A 15,262-nucleotide genomic window follows, 5' to 3' on the forward strand; every position below is an offset into this window, starting at 1 on the left:
TTTTATTTATTTGAAAGCAAATAATAAGTTGGTTTGGAGAGGTGTCCGCTCGACTCCTACGGGAGATGCGAGAAAGTCCGAGACCCTGCAGGAGCGTGAGCTGTGAAGCGGCTCGGCGCTCGCCCCGTGGAAAGCGAGCGGTAAGCCTCGGAAAACAAAAGCCTACACTAAGTTAGAATGGTTTGGTAACTACCGATTTACCAGGTAATTCACTTTTTCAGTGGCCACAAATTTTTAGGCTGATTTTTAAAGGCAGTTTTCTAAAAGATTGTTGTTTTTTCAATAGGAAAAAAGAATAAGTTGGAAAAATAGAGTAGCCGTAATATACGTAGACTCCAGTGGGATTATCGAGAGAGACGCTATTAAGATTCTGCATGAGCATAACGAGGGCACTGAAAAAGTATAGTTTCTCCAAATTAATTAAGGGTTTATTTATTTGAAAGCGAATATTAAGTTGGTTTGGAGAGGCGACAGCTCGACTCCTATGGGAGCTGCGAGAAAGTCCGAGACCCTGCAGGAACGTAGTAACGAAGCGGATCGGCGCTCGCCCCATGGAAAGCAAGCTGTCGCCTCGGAAAACAAATGAAATACCCAAATTTAAAAGTCGGCCACCAACAATTATGATTAAATTGCAGTTACAAACTTAAACAGCCTTTTTAAAAGCTTATTGCTTTGACAAAGAAAAATAGCCAATTTTAAAAGAGAGGAGGAAGACAAGTGTCAGAGAAAAATTTAACGAATGAAGCACAGCGTAATGTAATTCTCCATTCTTTACAAAATGAAAACTTACAGGAATTTCGTAAAAATTTCCTTGAATTACATCCTTATGACCAAGCTTCATTTTTTAAGGAAATGGAGATAGAAGAGAGAACCAAAGTTTTTGAATACTTAGCTCCAAGTGAAATCGCAGAAATGTTTGAGAACTTAGAAATGGATGATTGGGAATATCAAGAGATTTTTGCTAAACTTATCCCTGATTATGTAGCAGACACTTTAGCAAATATGTCTGTAGATGATGCTGTAGATATATTAAATGTATTAGAAAAAGAGCAAGTAGAAAGCTATTTGGCAATAATGGAGCAACCAACTGCAACGAGCATTAAAGCACTTATGCATTATGAAGAGTCGACTGCTGGAAGTATTATGACAGTAGACTATATAAGTTTATCTGCAGAACAAACGGTAGAGACTGCTATGAATATTTTAAAAAGAGAGGCACCCAATGCAGAAACTATTTATTATATTTATGTAGTTAATGACCAAAAACAATTAGTTGGCGTGGTTTCTTTACGAAGTTTAATTGTTAGTGGGAATCAAACGCTTATCAAAGATATTATGAATGACAGAATCTATTCTGTCTCTGTAAGTGAGGATCAGGAAGAAGTAGCTAGAAAAATGCAAGACTATGACTTTTTAGCCTTACCTGTTATTGATTTTCAAAAAAGATTGCTTGGGATTATTACAATTGATGATATTGTCGATGTTATGCAAGAGGAAGCTTCAGAGGATTATTCAAAATTTGCTGCGGTTTCCAATATGGATTTTGTTGACCAGCATCCTTTCTCTGCAGCAAAAAAAAGGCTCCCATGGCTAATTATTTTATTATTTCTTGGCATGTTTACTGCAAGCCTTATTGGTCGATTTGAAGAAACACTCAATCAAGTAGCAATCCTTGCTGTATTTATTCCACTGATTGCCGGAATGGCTGGGAATACAGGAACGCAAGCTTTGGCAGTTGCTGTACGTGGGATAGCCACAGGAGATATTGGCAAGGAAAATAGCTGGAAGCTAATTGTAAGAGAAGCAGGGACTGGGCTCATTACTGGAACGATATGTGGCATACTGGTTACGATTGTGGTGTATGTATGGAAGGGTGATTTATTTCTCGGAATTCTAGTTGGAGTTTCAATCCTTGGAACACTGATAGTAGCAACGATTGCTGGTGCAATCATCCCTCTTATTATGCACAAATTTAATATAGACCCAGCTGTGGCCTCAGGTCCATTTATTACAACAATTAATGACATTATTAGTATTTTGATTTATTTTGGTATGGCAACTATGTTTATGAGTTATTTAACGAATTAGAGGAAAAAAGGAGGGATAGCGATGGAACACGGTGCTTCTTTCGCATCACTAGTTATCGTAGTTACGGTGGCTCTATTAACACCAATTATTTTGCAACGACTAAAATTGAATATTATTCCCGTAGTTGTGGCAGAAATTCTGATGGGTTTAATTATCGGGAAAAGTGGGTTTAACCTTGTAGAGCAAGATATGTGGCTAGAAACTCTATCGACTTTAGGGTTTATCTTTTTAATGTTTTTAAGTGGTTTAGAGATAGATTTTTCTGCTTTTTCAAGTAGAAAAAAAAGAGAGACATTGCCTAATGGGAAATTAGAGCCTAAATCATTTCAGACGGCAATGATTATTTTTGTGGCAATTCTCCTTCTATCAATCGGATTAAGTTTCTTATTTGTACTAGCTGGATTTGTTGATAGTGCATTCTTAATGACCATTATTATCGCAACTATTTCTTTAGGAGTAGTAGTTCCAACTTTAAAAGAAGCAAACATCATGAAGTCCGTTATTGGGCAAATTATTTTGCTTGTAGCAGTAATTGCTGATTTAGTCACAATGATTTTACTTGCTGTATTTGCTTCTATTCATGAAACAGGAGGGAATACTTGGCTATTATTAATTCTTTTTATAGCAGGTTTAATTCTTTACTTTGTTGGTAGAAAAATAAAAAATAATAAATTTATGGACACTCTTTCTAGAGGAACAGTACAAATAGGCACAAGAGCAGTATTTGCACTAATCATCTTTCTTGTCGCTTTATCAGAATCTGTTGGAGCAGAACATATTTTAGGTGCTTTCTTAGCAGGAGTACTTGTGTCCCTATTATCACCAAATGAAGAATTGGTTCACCAGTTAGATTCATTTGGTTATGGATTTTTAATACCTATTTTCTTTGTGATGATTGGTGTTGAAATGGATATCTGGTCGTTATTTACATATCCTAAACTATTATTATTTATTCCTTTACTATTAATGGCTTTATTAGTAAGTAAGCTGTTACCAGTCTACTATTTAAAAAAATGGTATGATACAAAAACGATTGTGGCTTCTGGATTTTTATTAACATCTACTTTGTCACTCGTTATAGCTGCATCTACAATTGGAGAACGTTTAAATATAATAACACCTCAAATGAGTGGAATCTTTATTTTGGTTGCCATTATATCGTGCATTATTTCGCCGATTTTGTTCAAGAAAATGTTCCCGAAAGATGTAGCACAAGAAAAAGTGATAAATGTTTCTATTATTGGAGTAAATCAAGTTACTATGCAAGTTTACCAAGAGTTGAAATCATCTCTTTATGATGTAACTTTCTATCATAAAAAACAAGAAAAGCAAGATTTTCAAATTGCAGACTCTTTATTTGAAATCATTGAATTGAACAATTATTCAGAGGAGATTCTACGACAAACAGATATTTGCTCAGCAGATATAGTTGTGATTTCGACAGGAGATTCCTTCTTAAATGCTGAAATGAGTCTCTTGATTAAAAGAGCAGGGGTAGATCGAGTGATTTGTCGTGTGGAAAATATGGAGATGGAGGAGGAATTACGCAGAGAAGATATAGAAGTATTTTCTATGTTGACATCTACGAAAGCATTATTAACTGCATTAATTCAGTCTCCAAATATATTTGCACTACTTGGAAATACAGAGACATCCCTACATGAAATAATATTAAGAAACAAAGAATTTGAAGGAATGTCTTTGAGATCCTTCCCGTTTACTGGAGATGTCATTTTCGTCCGAATCTTTAGAGGATCTGATTTTGTCATCCCTCATGGAGATACAGAGTTACAACTTAATGACCATCTACTTGTAACTGGATCACATGAATATGTAACAGAATTAAAGAGACAGTTGGAATTTAAATTTTAATTAAGTATCGTTAGGTTATTATAGGCGGGTAAATTATTTAATAATTTTTGCAGTATGAGAAAGGGTTGAAAGGTAAAGGAAAGACGACGGTGTCAGTGCCCATTTCAGCAAAAAGAAGGACAAAAGGGTAACAGAGAAAGCGCCTCTAAGCCCATTTCAGCAAAAAGAAGGACGAAAGGGTAACAGAGAAAGCGCCTCTAAGCCCATTTCAGCAAAAAGAAGGACGAAAGGGTAACAGAGAAAGCGTCTCTAAGCCCTTTTTAGTAAAAAGAAGGACGAAAGGGTAACAGAGAAAGCGTCTCTAAGCCCTTTTTAGCAAAAAGAAGGACAAAAGGGTAACAGAGAAAGCGTCTCTAAGCCCTTTTTAGTAAAAAGAAGGACAAAAGGGTAACAGAGAAAGCGTCTCTAAGCCCTTTTCAGCAAAAAGAAGGACAAAAGGGTAACAGAGAAAGCGCCTCTAAGCCCTTTTTAGTAAAAAGAAGGGCGAAAGGGTAACAGAGAAAGCGCCTCTAAGCCCTTTTTAGCAAAAAAAGGACAAAAGGGTAACAGAGAAAGCGCCTCTAAGCCCTTTTTAACAAAAATGCTAAGCTAAAATCCCAAAAAAGCAACAGATAATAACGACGATACGGTAAGCTAATGACAAAAATGACGAAAGTGCCTATTGTATGAGTGCTTTCTTTTTTTATTTTTTTGTAGTAAAATTAGTACTAGGTACTAATAACTTGTAATAGTATATAGGAGGAATAAGAATGACTTTTTCATTAAAGGGCAAAACCTATGTTGTCATGGGTGTTGCAAATAAAAGAAGTATTGCGTGGGGAATTGCAACTTCCTTGCATAAAGCTGGTGCTCGATTAATTTTCACTTATGCAGGGGAAAGATTAGAAAAAAGCGTTCGTGACCTTGTTGCTACTCTAGATTCATCAGATAGTATTGTATTACCTTGTGATGTTACTAATGATCAAGAAATTGCCACTTGCTTTGAAGCAATTAAAAAAGAAGTTGGGACAATTCATGGGATTGCTCACTGCATCGCTTTTGCTCATAAAGAAGAATTACAAGGCGACTATATGAATACAACAAGAGACGGTTTTTTACTTGCGCATAATATTAGTTCCTATTCATTAACCGCGGTTGCTAAAGAAGCAAAAGGCTTAATGACAGAAGGCGGAAGTATTGTTACATTAACTTATTTAGGCGGAGAGCGTGCAATTAGAAATTATAATGTAATGGGTGTTGCAAAAGCTTCCTTGGATGCAAGTGTTCGTTATTTAGCTGCTGATTTAGGAAAAGAAGGTATTCGTGTAAACTCTATTTCCGCAGGGCCAATTCGCACATTATCTGCAAAAGGAATTAGTGATTTCAATTCCATTTTAAAAGAAATCGAGGAGCGTTCTCCACTTAGAAGAACAACAACTCCAGAAGAAGTAGGAGATACAGCATTGTTCTTGTTTAGTGATCTAGCAAGAGGAATAACTGGAGAGAATATTCATGTAGATTCAGGTTTCCACATTGTTGGTTAATTCAATTAAAGACAACTCATCAGCTGATGGGTTGTCTTATTTTTTGACCAAACCACTTCGTCTTTCCACGTACACTTCTTTTCATTTTTTGATAATTAAAGTTACGTATTAGGCAAATCATGCATACATTAGGATGAATCCTATAAAAAATATGGTTAATGTTTTAGGAGGTGAAAATTGTGTACAGTGAGAATAGTAAGCCTTATCTTTCTCAGTCTGGTACCAAAAAGATGGAAGGCAATATGCAAGTAAGCTATTCTGCAAAAATTGCTAAACAGAAGCAATACAAAGAACTGATGGAGAAAAAGCAAAAAGAAGAAATGCTCCAAGAGATCAAAGAAACAAAAGAGCTCTCAAAAGAAGGAGCGGAAAAGCAAGCCTCCACAATGAATACCCAGGAACAAATGCAAAATTATCAGGAGCAGCAAGTGGAAAAATCTCCAAGAAAACCTGCCTTTAAACGGTTAAAAAGCTTTAAAGAGATGGAGATAGTCGAGAAATTAGAGTACTTACTTAATTTTCCTAAGCAGTTGCCACCAGTCCCGTGTATTGTTATAACGGCTAATGAGAATATTCGTGGATTTATAGTTGGTTTAACAGACGGAAATGTTGATATAAAACTAATGGATCAGTCGATCGTCACCTTAAAAATAGCTGTGATTCAAGAAGTAAGAATGATTGGTATTTAATTAATTCATCGCATTAATGGAGTTATTTCAAATTAGATGGTGTATAAATATATTACATACAGTAATCTACGAAATTGGTTACTGCTAATGATATATTTATAACCGTTCATTGATTTGGAATAACTCCTTTTTCTTTTGGTAATTTATCAACATTCGGAGTTTAATGTTAATATTAAATTAAACGAATATAAAAGTATTGAATTAGGTAAACTTTGGTAGATTGAGAACTGCGGAAAAAAGGATGAATTAAATTCTTTAACTAGATATATTGAAGGAAAAAATAATAGCAAAAAGGGAGACATTTTATGACTACTTCAAAAAAAATTTTAAGAACATGCGATAAGGGACACAAATACTTTAAAAGCAGCGATTGTCCAACCTGCCCGATTTGTGAGACAGAACGCAAACCTAATAATGGATTTCTTTCATTGCTATCGGCACCAGCAAGACGTGCATTGGAAAACAATGGGATAACATCGCTGAAGGAGCTATCAAAATATAGCGAGAAAGATATTTTGCAATTTCACGGAATGGGACCAGCTTCTTTACCAAAACTTAGGTCTGTATTAAAAGAAAACGGGTTATCATTCAAAGACTAAACACAAGGATTACTAATCAAACAAGGCGTTTTTGACAAATTCAGTATTTTTTCCTCCCTATGATAGATGCCTTCTCTTGAAAAAGATTAGCTTTATAATCACCGCTTATCATACTGAGAGGGGAATGAAATGCGTTTTTGCTTTGAGATAATATGTAATTTTGAATTCTTTTTAAAAAAAATTTCACCACATAATCGAAACTGCTTATTATGCGGCCCCCCTTTTATTGTCCAATATTCAACAAATTTGTGAATCGCGATGAATAGGTTTGTCTGGTAACATGGTAACTCTTTTCCGTGCATAAAATGTAATGGAAAAAAGAAAGGAGTAAACATAAAAATGGAGGAGCCAGATAGACGTCCTCCGAGGGTAAAGCATATAAATTTTATCGTTATTAGTCACAAACATTTAAGTCAACGTCAGCGATACATTGAACTGCGCAGAAGCATTTTAAGTCAACTGTAATGCAACTTGAAGTGCGAACAAAACCTTCTAATTCACAAATTTTGCTTAAATCGATTCCTTTGTGTCCAACGATATCAAGTGTTTCTCCGTCTTTACCGATTGGAGCAAGTACTCTTAATACTGCACAGCAGTTATCAAAAACATCCTCTACTCGGAAAAAGATAGAAACGCAGTTGCAGTCTGAACCTGTATAAAATGCATGGAATGGAGAGCCATCAGCAGAACTTAAAACGAATACACGAGTATCAGCTTTTTTACGCTTTGTTGGAGATACAAGTGATCCTAGTGGCTCTGAGAAACAGTTAGTTTCGCATTCGCAAGTGTCTTCAGCGTTATCTTGGATATCTTTAATGGCACGAACCACTTCGCAAACACAGCTGGATGTACCGTAAATATCTTCTTTTTTTCCACAACCCATAATTGTTTTCCTCCTTGTTTGTTTCTTTCTTTATGTTTCTTACATTACTAACATATTGCCGAAGAGCCTTATGGGTTACGGACAAACGCCTTTTTTCTCAAAATTTGGGCATCTGACTATCCGTTTACTATTTCTTGGTCGATTGGAGGGGAGAATCTAGATGGATATCCAATGGATGGAGTTTTTTTTATTAATTTTGGCAAGCTTTCGTCTAACGAGATTAATTGTTTTTGATCGAATCACAGAATCTTTCCGTAAGTTGTTTTTAGATGAAGTAGAGGAACAGAATAATGATGGGCAAACAGAAGTTTATATAGTTCCTAAATCTGGAAAAATCCGTGGTTTCTTTGGAGAGTTAATTAGCTGCTATTGGTGTACTGGTGTGTGGGTCGCAATCTTCCTTACCCTTTTATATTATATCTTTCCAAGCATTTGTGGACCTTTTGTGCTTGTCTTTGCGATAGCAGGAGGAGCTTCCTTAATTGAAGCTATCTTACAAAGAGTGTTTGTTGATTAACTGCATTAGGTAGGCTAGTTGTTTACACATGCATTTCATTCCGTCATACAATGTGTTAAGGCACGTTTGAGAACAGTGTTTTTATTCGTGTATAGATATTATTATTGGAGGGATTGAGTTGCTGGAGAAAAAAGTATTTAAAGTAAAAGGGACAGAAAAGCCGAAAGCAACAACTAAAACAAAAAAGAAAAAATCAGGATGTAATTGCGGAAAAAAATCTGCAAAATAAGGAGAATACCCGACTTTGAGCGGGTATTTTTTATTTTAAAAAAGAGTTTGTAAAAATTGGATTTTAATTGTTAGAGAAACCTCTAATAATTAAAGCTTAAAAAGAAGAAAATATAAACATCAATTCATCATTTACATAGGAAGGGAAGAATATGACGAATAAAAAGCACGCTTTTTTGATATTGATTTTTAGCTTATGTGTTTTCTTAACTGGTTGTGAGAAAGAAACGCCGAATAGCAGATGGTCTATGCTGAAAAAGGTAGATCCAGAACCAGTTGTTATCTATACAGAATCCGACGAAGTAGGTCAAAAAGAATTGGTCCAAGGGATAAAGGAAGAAACAAATACCATTTCGTCCATTTATGATGTAGCAGTAGTTAAAGGCAAGAAGGATACGTTAGTAGCCTATAAAGTGAAACAGATGGCTCGTTTTAAAATGAAAAGTATTGAAAAAGAATTAACGGAAAAGCTGGAATCTAAATATCCAGAGGAGAAATTTACGGTTTCTAGTGACTTTAAAATTTTCTTAGAGACAATGCGCTTAAGGGATAAAATCCAAGATTCGGAATTTAGTGAAGAAAAAGCAGACAAGCGTTTGAAAGAAATTATTAAATTAAATAATGAGTTAACGTAAGGAGGGGATAAAATGGCAGACAGTAAGAAAAAAAACAAAACACCAGAGCAACAGCAATATGAAAAATTTGAACAACAATATGAAACAAAACGGCCGGTTTTAAAAAATTGCATAAAGGCATTTTTTGTCGGCGGATTAATATGTATGATTGGCCAGATTATTTCTTATTTCTACATTTACTTTTTCCATTTTACAGAACAAACATCAAGCAACCCTACAACAGCTACAGTCATATTTCTTTCGATGTTATTAACTGGTTTTGGTATTTATGATCGTTTGGGCCAGTTTGCAGGAGCAGGAAGTGCTGTACCTGTATCAGGATTTGGTAATAGCATCATTTCAGCAGCGATTGAACATCGTACAGAAGGATTTGTACTTGGAGTTGGGGGAAATATTTTTAAGCTCGCTGGTTCCGTTATTTTATTCGGTGTATTTTCAGCCTTTGTGGTCGCGCTTATTAAAACAATATTCATTCTAATGACGGGGGGATTCTAATGCTTCAAGGTAAACAGTCCTGGGTATTTCAAAATCATCCAGTAATAAAAGCTACCGGCGTATCAGGAGGTCCCTTTGAAGCAAATGGAAGGTTAGCTAATGATTTTGATATTTTACATGATGATTTATGGATGGGGAAAACCTCTTATGAACAGGCTCATCGGATCTTACTAGAGGAAGCTGCACAGACAGCTTTAAAAAAAGGGGAAGTAAAGCCAAAAGATATCCAGTTTTTTTTAGCTGGTGATTTAATTAATCAAATTACCCCTTCAAGCTTTGCGGCAAGAGACTTGAAAATCCCTTATTTCGGTTTATTTGGTGCCTGCTCTACATCTATGGAAGGTCTTGCTCTTGCTTCCTTCATGGTGAATTATCAGGGTGCTACGAATGTATTAACAGGTGCCTCTAGTCATAATGCAGCGGTTGAAAAGCAGTTTCGTTATCCAACTGAATATGGTGGGCAAAAACCACCGACAGCACAATGGACTGTAACTGGTGCAGGTGTGGCGTTAGTGACAAGTAGACAATCAGATGGGCAATTACCTTACACAACCTCTGCCACAATTGGCAAAGTGGTTGATATGGGATTAGCAGATCCATTTAATATGGGGGGAGCAATGGCTCCAGCAGCTGTAGATACAATACTTGCACACTTTCAAGATTTAAAAATTGATCCCTCTCACTATGATTTAATTGTCACAGGTGATTTAGGAAGAATCGGGAGAGAAACCGCGATAGCTTTATTAAAAGAAAAAGGATTGAGTATAGATGAAAATAAATTTAAAGACTGTGGGTTATTGGTTTATACAAAAGATCAGCCGGTCCAATCTGGAGGAAGTGGAGCGGGATGTTCAGCAACTGTGCTCTATGGACATTTATTAAATGAAATGAAAAAAGGCACCTACAAAAGGATTCTTCTAGTCGCAACAGGTGCGCTTCTTTCCCCATTAACCGTGCAACAAAATGAAACGATACCTTGTATCGCTCACGCTGTATCGATTGAAATTTAATAAATCAGTAGGATAATTTCTTTCCTACTGATTGTCGCATGGAAGAAATATAGGAAAAAGGAGGAATAGGGATGCTCCCAATGTTTTTTTGGGCCTTTGTTATAGGAGGTATAATTTGTGTTATTGGACAGCTTATGTTTGATGTTGCTAAGCTAACTCCTGCACATACGTTAACAACATTAGTCGTAGTAGGTGCGGTACTGGATGGATTTGGATTATATGAGCCATTTGCTGATTTTGCAGGTGCAGGTGCTACCATTCCGATAACGAGTTTTGGAAATGCATTAGTACATGGAGCAATGCAAGAAGCTGAAAAGCATGGCATTGTTGGTGTATTAACAGGGATGTTTGAAGTAACGAGTTCAGGGATATCTGCGGCTATTATATTCGGTTTTATCGGTGCTCTAATTTTTAAACCAAAAGGGTAATAATATGTGAAAATTCTTTATTTTTTGATTAATGGTAGGAAATTTATGATAGTTCCTTATGCATGGAAAGTAAAGGAATGGACACTCATGACAATCGTACATTCTATTCGTTATTAGTAGCTTGCCTATACATAAACTTCAATTCTCCATATTCTGATAATGAGTACAAGGAGAAGCGAGGTGAAGTAGGAATGTGTTATGGCGGATATGGCTATGGTGGCGGCTATAGCGGAGGAGGAATCTCTTCTTTTGCTTTAATCGTTGTTTTATTTATCTTGTTAGTAATCGTAGGAGCTAGCTTCTACAACTAATCATTGGAAAAGGGGGCTCTCTTTTAAAGAGAGCTCCTTTTATATTTTTGAATTTTAGTATGGAGCTCTCAGTATGGAGCTCTCAATAGCAATAACCTGCTACGCCTCTTAATCATTTTTGCCTTTTCTCTTCACCGGGTTTTCACCTTTTTTCTATTGCTTCATACAATGTAAAGTAGCTCACCTAAGGAGGAAACACGTGTATGAACAATAATTTCTTTAAAAACATAGAATCAAAAACTGGCGTAAATATGAAAGATATTTTGGAACTAGCAAATTCCTTACAAAACGCAAATTTTAAAGATGAAAAAACAGTGAGAAGTGTTATTCGAAGAGTATCACAAATTGCTGGTAAATCTGTACCAAAGCAAACAGAGGATAAAATAGTTGAATCTATTGTAAAAGACGGCAAGCAGCTGGATTTTAATACGCTATCTAAAATGATTAACAAAAAGTAAGAGGAAAACGGGTAACTGATCAAAATCTCTGAAAAGTTACCCTATTTTTTGTTTGTCCAATGAACAATAGTGTTTTACGATGGCTTTTAAAATTAATGTAATTGAACAAAAGGAGACATCGACAAGGGCGATAAAAAACGTGATTCCTTAGCTTTTTTTCCTCTTAGATACATAGGAATGGACAGAAATAGTTCTTTTTGTGCCCTTGTCATCGCAACATAAAGAAGCCGACGCTCTTCTTCAAGGGGGAAAATATTATTATTTCGGAATGACTCTAATGCAAAGTCATGAGGGATAGACCCATCAACCGCACCGAGTATATAAACGGTTTTATACTCTAATCCTTTTGCACGATGAATAGTACTTAAGGTAATTACGTTGGATTCATTTTTATATTGCTTGCGTAATTCTTCATTCATCGCCATCATATGATCCGTATATTGCACAAATTCTTTAATGGAATTAAATTTTCGTGCAACGACCTTTAAATCGCGAATATCGTCAGACCCTTTATCCCATTGATTCCCTTCATTTCCTCGTTTTTTAATAAATTCCTGAAAGCCTAATTCTTTTTCTATATAATTAATGGCATCAAGCGGAGAACGATTTATTAATCCCTTTAATGTATTTGGAATTTTTTTTAGCTTGCTTTCTTGAAAGGCAAACCCTGTTTTAATAAAATGGAGGCAATCTAAAAAGCTGCAATCTTCTAAAATACTCGTTGCTTTAATATCCTGCAAAACGGATTTTTTCAAAAAGAGAGTAGGCAGGATATCACCAACAGCTTGTTGGTTATCTGGATCATCAATGAGTTTTAAATAGGACAACATGCTTTTTACGATAAACCTTTGGTAGAAGGAACCAGTATCCTGTTCCAATCTAAATGGTAAACTAGAGGATGCTAATCGCTCAAACATGGCACGACTATTCGTGTTTGTACGAAAGAGAATGGCAAAATCCCTTGGCTCATAACCTAATTTTATCTTTTCCTGAATATCTGTCAAAATCATCGTCGCTTCTTCTTCTTCGTCATAAGGATAGAACCCAATTGGGGGCTTTCCTGAATATCCTGTAATCATTTTTTTAGCACGTCTCTTTGTATTTTTGCTAATGGTTGATTTTGCTGCAGACACAATTTCTTGTGAAGAGCGGTAATTATAATCGAGAATAATTGTCTGTGAATTTGGATAATCTTTTTCAAAATCTAACAGGTATTTTGGATCACTGCCTCGAAAAGAATAGATAGATTGATCATCATCACCCACTGCATAAATGGATTTAGCTGAACCTGCCATTAGCTTTATCCACTCATATTGCACTTTATTTATGTCTTGAAATTCATCTAATAAGAAATGAGTAAAGCGTTTTTGATAGGTTGCTAAAATAGCTGGGTTATCCACAAAAAAACGATAGCCGCCAAGAAGCATATCATCAAAATCATATAGATTTCGTTGTTGTTTTTTCGTCTCATAGCCGGTATATAACTGTACAACTTTTTGTTCCCAGTCATTATCAGGCTCCACATTATTGGGGGATAGCATGCTGTTTTTCCAGGCGCTTATTAATTGAAGGGCTGCATCAAATGGGAAGTCTTTCTCATCCATTTGCTCTTCCCTTGCTATTTCCTTTAATAAAAGCTCTCTTTGCCAATTACTGCTTAGTAGTTTATTACGTTGCCATTTTTCTCGTTCATGAAAAATCAATATTTGATAGAGAATACTATGGAAAGTTCCAGAAACAATCTTTTGTACTACACTTTTGTTCATCATTGGGTAGTGTAATAATCGTTCCTTCATTTCGTTTGCGGCTTTATTGGTGAAAGTAACGAGCATAATTGTCGACGGATCAACTTTTTTCTCGTGAATTAGAAAAGCGGCTCGCATTGTTAATACTCGCGTCTTACCACTTCCTGCTCCTGCTAGAATAAGAATCGGTCCCTCGTCGATTGTAACAGCTTTACTTTGGGTAGCATCAACTGAATAACCGTTTTGCGCGAGCATATTTAAATAAGATTCCTTTGGATAAGTAACTGGTAGACTATTCGCTAATTCAGATGTATGAATCGTTGCTTTAATAGTCATAGGCGGTTTAAAAGTTGGGCTTTCGGTAACAATTTTTAAAATACTTCTGCTCTTTGGTAATCGAAATCCATTTGTTTTTTCATCGTCTATATCAATGGTAGCAGCTTGTTCTTCCTGAACATTGGATAAGTCTTCTGTCGCACATGGTTGTTTAGAAGAATAATGATAAAAATAGGGAGCACTCTTTATTCCTAAATAAAGCTTTACCGCCTCTCCACATACAGTGCAGGCAAGAAGCCCATTTTTGCCAGCTTCATAAACTTTCTGCAATTCTTGTCTATCAATTGTATTTAATGAAATGAATCTATCATAATTTAAAGCTGTTAACATAGGAAACCTCGAATCTATTTTTAATACATCTATCCATATCTGTTGTGAAATAATATCTATCATATCAAAAACAAAGGATTGTTTAAAGTGTAGAAAAATGGTTTAACATGTGGGAAAGAAGGGAAAAGATTCTATATATAGAAGGAAAGGACTGATTAAGATGGGATATATCTTACCAATCACTCATTTTCAAGCAGAGCAGTATGCGGTGAGAGATATTGTCAGCAAAACAAAAATCTATAAAAAAGAAGCTACATATCCTGTGGCCAAGATTGCTAATCTTCCAGCTAATCAAGAGGAGAAATCTTCTTCCAAGCCTTTTTCTCCAAAAAACAACATGCATGAATTAAAAGTAGCCAATGAGCAGCTAATTGCTCAATTAACTGGAAAGGGTACTTATTTTCATGCACAAGTATAAAGGAAATTACTTCATATCATAGCTCTGTACATATAAGGGAGAGCCTTCGCGCCATTCTGCATAAAGGATATCTTTATAAGATGGAATATTTTGGCTGTTTAATTCTTTCATTAATTGGTCCTCGGACCAGCCTATTCGAGGTAAGTTTTCTCTTATGATTTCACCATCTAAAATGACACTTATCGGAAGTGAAGTGGTTTCAATTGGTATTTTCATATCTTGCTTAGTCGGATTTGAATATGCAGATTTCTTTAATACACTTATGGTGCCGTCCGTTTCTAAAATAGCATAAGCACACTCGGCAATCGAAAATACATCTTTTGCACGGAGTAAATGTTGTAACTGGTTTATATCCAAATGGTTTTTCTTAAGTTCATGAAAATCAATTTTGCCTTTATTTATAACAATAGATGGCTTTCCTTCGAATAGCTGTCTAGTTTTTCGGAATTTTTGTGTAATAAATTCTGTAACATAGATTAAAGCTCCCCAAAGCAGGATAGAATAGGTAATTTCTTTAATTCCTGTTTCTGTATCATACATAGCATTCCCTACAAGCTCCCCTAGTACCAAAACAGAAACAAAGTCAAAGGTAGTAATCTGAGTGATTTGGGTTTTTCCTAAGATTTTTGTTAAAAGAAGCAACAAAAAATACCCGATAATAAGTTCACTAAATATATGTTTGAATTCCATGCAACCC

At 35.6% G+C, this 15,262-nt stretch carries 16 protein-coding genes; 13 read left to right on the forward strand and 3 right to left on the reverse strand.

What is annotated here, in order from left to right:
• The first annotated feature begins 717 nt into the window (after positions 1 to 717).
• The 5 genes from mgtE (at position 718) to ACWNMZ_RS18655 (ending at position 6,771) form a co-directional block, all read left to right on the forward strand.
• Positions 718 to 2,088 carry a magnesium transporter gene (gene mgtE / locus ACWNMZ_RS18635; protein WP_031540159.1) on the forward strand — a complete coding sequence of 457 codons (1,371 nt, stop codon included), beginning with the start codon at positions 718 to 720 and terminating at the stop codon, positions 2,086 to 2,088.
• 21 nt (positions 2,089 to 2,109) lie between these two features.
• Complete coding sequence (locus ACWNMZ_RS18640) at positions 2,110 to 3,960, forward strand: monovalent cation:proton antiporter family protein (RefSeq protein ID WP_251628607.1); 1,851 nt, start codon at positions 2,110 to 2,112, stop codon at positions 3,958 to 3,960.
• Between the two features lie 749 nt (positions 3,961 to 4,709).
• Positions 4,710 to 5,483 (forward strand): enoyl-ACP reductase FabI, encoded by a 774-nt coding sequence (gene fabI, locus ACWNMZ_RS18645; protein ID WP_251628608.1) that lies wholly within the window; start codon positions 4,710 to 4,712, stop codon positions 5,481 to 5,483.
• Between the two features lie 179 nt (positions 5,484 to 5,662).
• Positions 5,663 to 6,172, forward strand: a complete 510-nt coding sequence (locus tag ACWNMZ_RS18650; protein ID WP_031536790.1) for a CotO family spore coat protein — start codon at positions 5,663 to 5,665, stop codon at positions 6,170 to 6,172.
• 305 nt (positions 6,173 to 6,477) lie between these two features.
• On the forward strand, positions 6,478 to 6,771 hold the full coding sequence (locus ACWNMZ_RS18655; RefSeq protein ID WP_031536791.1) for an RNA polymerase alpha subunit C-terminal domain-containing protein: 294 nt from the start codon (positions 6,478 to 6,480) through the stop codon (positions 6,769 to 6,771).
• A 394-nt stretch (positions 6,772 to 7,165) separates the two neighbouring features.
• Here the strand turns inward: ACWNMZ_RS18655 and ACWNMZ_RS18660 are convergent, their stop codons facing one another.
• Complete coding sequence (locus ACWNMZ_RS18660) at positions 7,166 to 7,654, reverse strand: CotY/CotZ family spore coat protein (protein ID WP_031536792.1); 489 nt, start codon at positions 7,652 to 7,654, stop codon at positions 7,166 to 7,168.
• Positions 7,655 to 7,814: 160 nt separating this feature from the next.
• Here ACWNMZ_RS18660 and ACWNMZ_RS18665 point away from each other — a divergent pair, with 160 nt between their 5' ends.
• The 7 genes from ACWNMZ_RS18665 (at position 7,815) to ACWNMZ_RS18695 (ending at position 11,736) form a co-directional block, all read left to right on the forward strand.
• Complete coding sequence (locus ACWNMZ_RS18665) at positions 7,815 to 8,171, forward strand: DUF1360 domain-containing protein (RefSeq protein WP_235252272.1); 357 nt, start codon at positions 7,815 to 7,817, stop codon at positions 8,169 to 8,171.
• A 380-nt stretch (positions 8,172 to 8,551) separates the two neighbouring features.
• Positions 8,552 to 9,034 carry a sporulation protein gene (locus tag ACWNMZ_RS18670; protein WP_441132251.1) on the forward strand — a complete coding sequence of 161 codons (483 nt, stop codon included), beginning with the start codon at positions 8,552 to 8,554 and terminating at the stop codon, positions 9,032 to 9,034.
• Between the two features lie 12 nt (positions 9,035 to 9,046).
• The gene (gene spoVAC / locus ACWNMZ_RS18675) at positions 9,047 to 9,529 is read left to right on the forward strand and encodes a stage V sporulation protein AC (protein WP_031536795.1); all 483 of its coding nucleotides are present in this window, start codon (positions 9,047 to 9,049) and stop codon (positions 9,527 to 9,529) included.
• Complete coding sequence (gene spoVAD / locus ACWNMZ_RS18680; protein WP_441132253.1) at positions 9,529 to 10,539, forward strand: stage V sporulation protein AD; 1,011 nt, start codon at positions 9,529 to 9,531, stop codon at positions 10,537 to 10,539. The genes spoVAC and spoVAD overlap by 1 nt, the downstream gene beginning before the upstream one ends.
• Before the next feature lie 71 nt (positions 10,540 to 10,610).
• Positions 10,611 to 10,967, forward strand: a complete 357-nt coding sequence (gene spoVAE, locus ACWNMZ_RS18685) for a stage V sporulation protein AE (RefSeq protein WP_031536797.1) — start codon at positions 10,611 to 10,613, stop codon at positions 10,965 to 10,967.
• Positions 10,968 to 11,158: 191 nt separating this feature from the next.
• Positions 11,159 to 11,278 carry a YjcZ family sporulation protein gene (locus tag ACWNMZ_RS18690; protein WP_081836596.1) on the forward strand — a complete coding sequence of 40 codons (120 nt, stop codon included), beginning with the start codon at positions 11,159 to 11,161 and terminating at the stop codon, positions 11,276 to 11,278.
• Between the two features lie 203 nt (positions 11,279 to 11,481).
• The gene (locus tag ACWNMZ_RS18695; protein ID WP_031536798.1) at positions 11,482 to 11,736 is read left to right on the forward strand and encodes a stage VI sporulation protein F; all 255 of its coding nucleotides are present in this window, start codon (positions 11,482 to 11,484) and stop codon (positions 11,734 to 11,736) included.
• A gap of 92 nt (positions 11,737 to 11,828) precedes the next feature.
• On the opposite strand, the gene ACWNMZ_RS18700 is transcribed toward ACWNMZ_RS18695, so the two are convergent.
• Positions 11,829 to 14,147 carry a UvrD-helicase domain-containing protein gene (locus ACWNMZ_RS18700; RefSeq protein WP_441132254.1) on the reverse strand — a complete coding sequence of 773 codons (2,319 nt, stop codon included), beginning with the start codon at positions 14,145 to 14,147 and terminating at the stop codon, positions 11,829 to 11,831.
• 160 nt (positions 14,148 to 14,307) lie between these two features.
• On the opposite strand from ACWNMZ_RS18700, the gene ACWNMZ_RS18705 reads away from it, so the two are divergent.
• Positions 14,308 to 14,565 (forward strand): hypothetical protein, encoded by a 258-nt coding sequence (locus ACWNMZ_RS18705; protein WP_031536800.1) that lies wholly within the window; start codon positions 14,308 to 14,310, stop codon positions 14,563 to 14,565.
• Between the two features lie 6 nt (positions 14,566 to 14,571).
• Here the strand turns inward: ACWNMZ_RS18705 and ACWNMZ_RS18710 are convergent, their stop codons facing one another.
• Complete coding sequence (locus ACWNMZ_RS18710) at positions 14,572 to 15,255, reverse strand: YetF domain-containing protein (protein WP_031536801.1); 684 nt, start codon at positions 15,253 to 15,255, stop codon at positions 14,572 to 14,574.
• Positions 15,256 to 15,262: the final 7 nt, after the last annotated feature.

Source organism: Niallia sp. Marseille-Q9988, assembly GCF_976954375.1.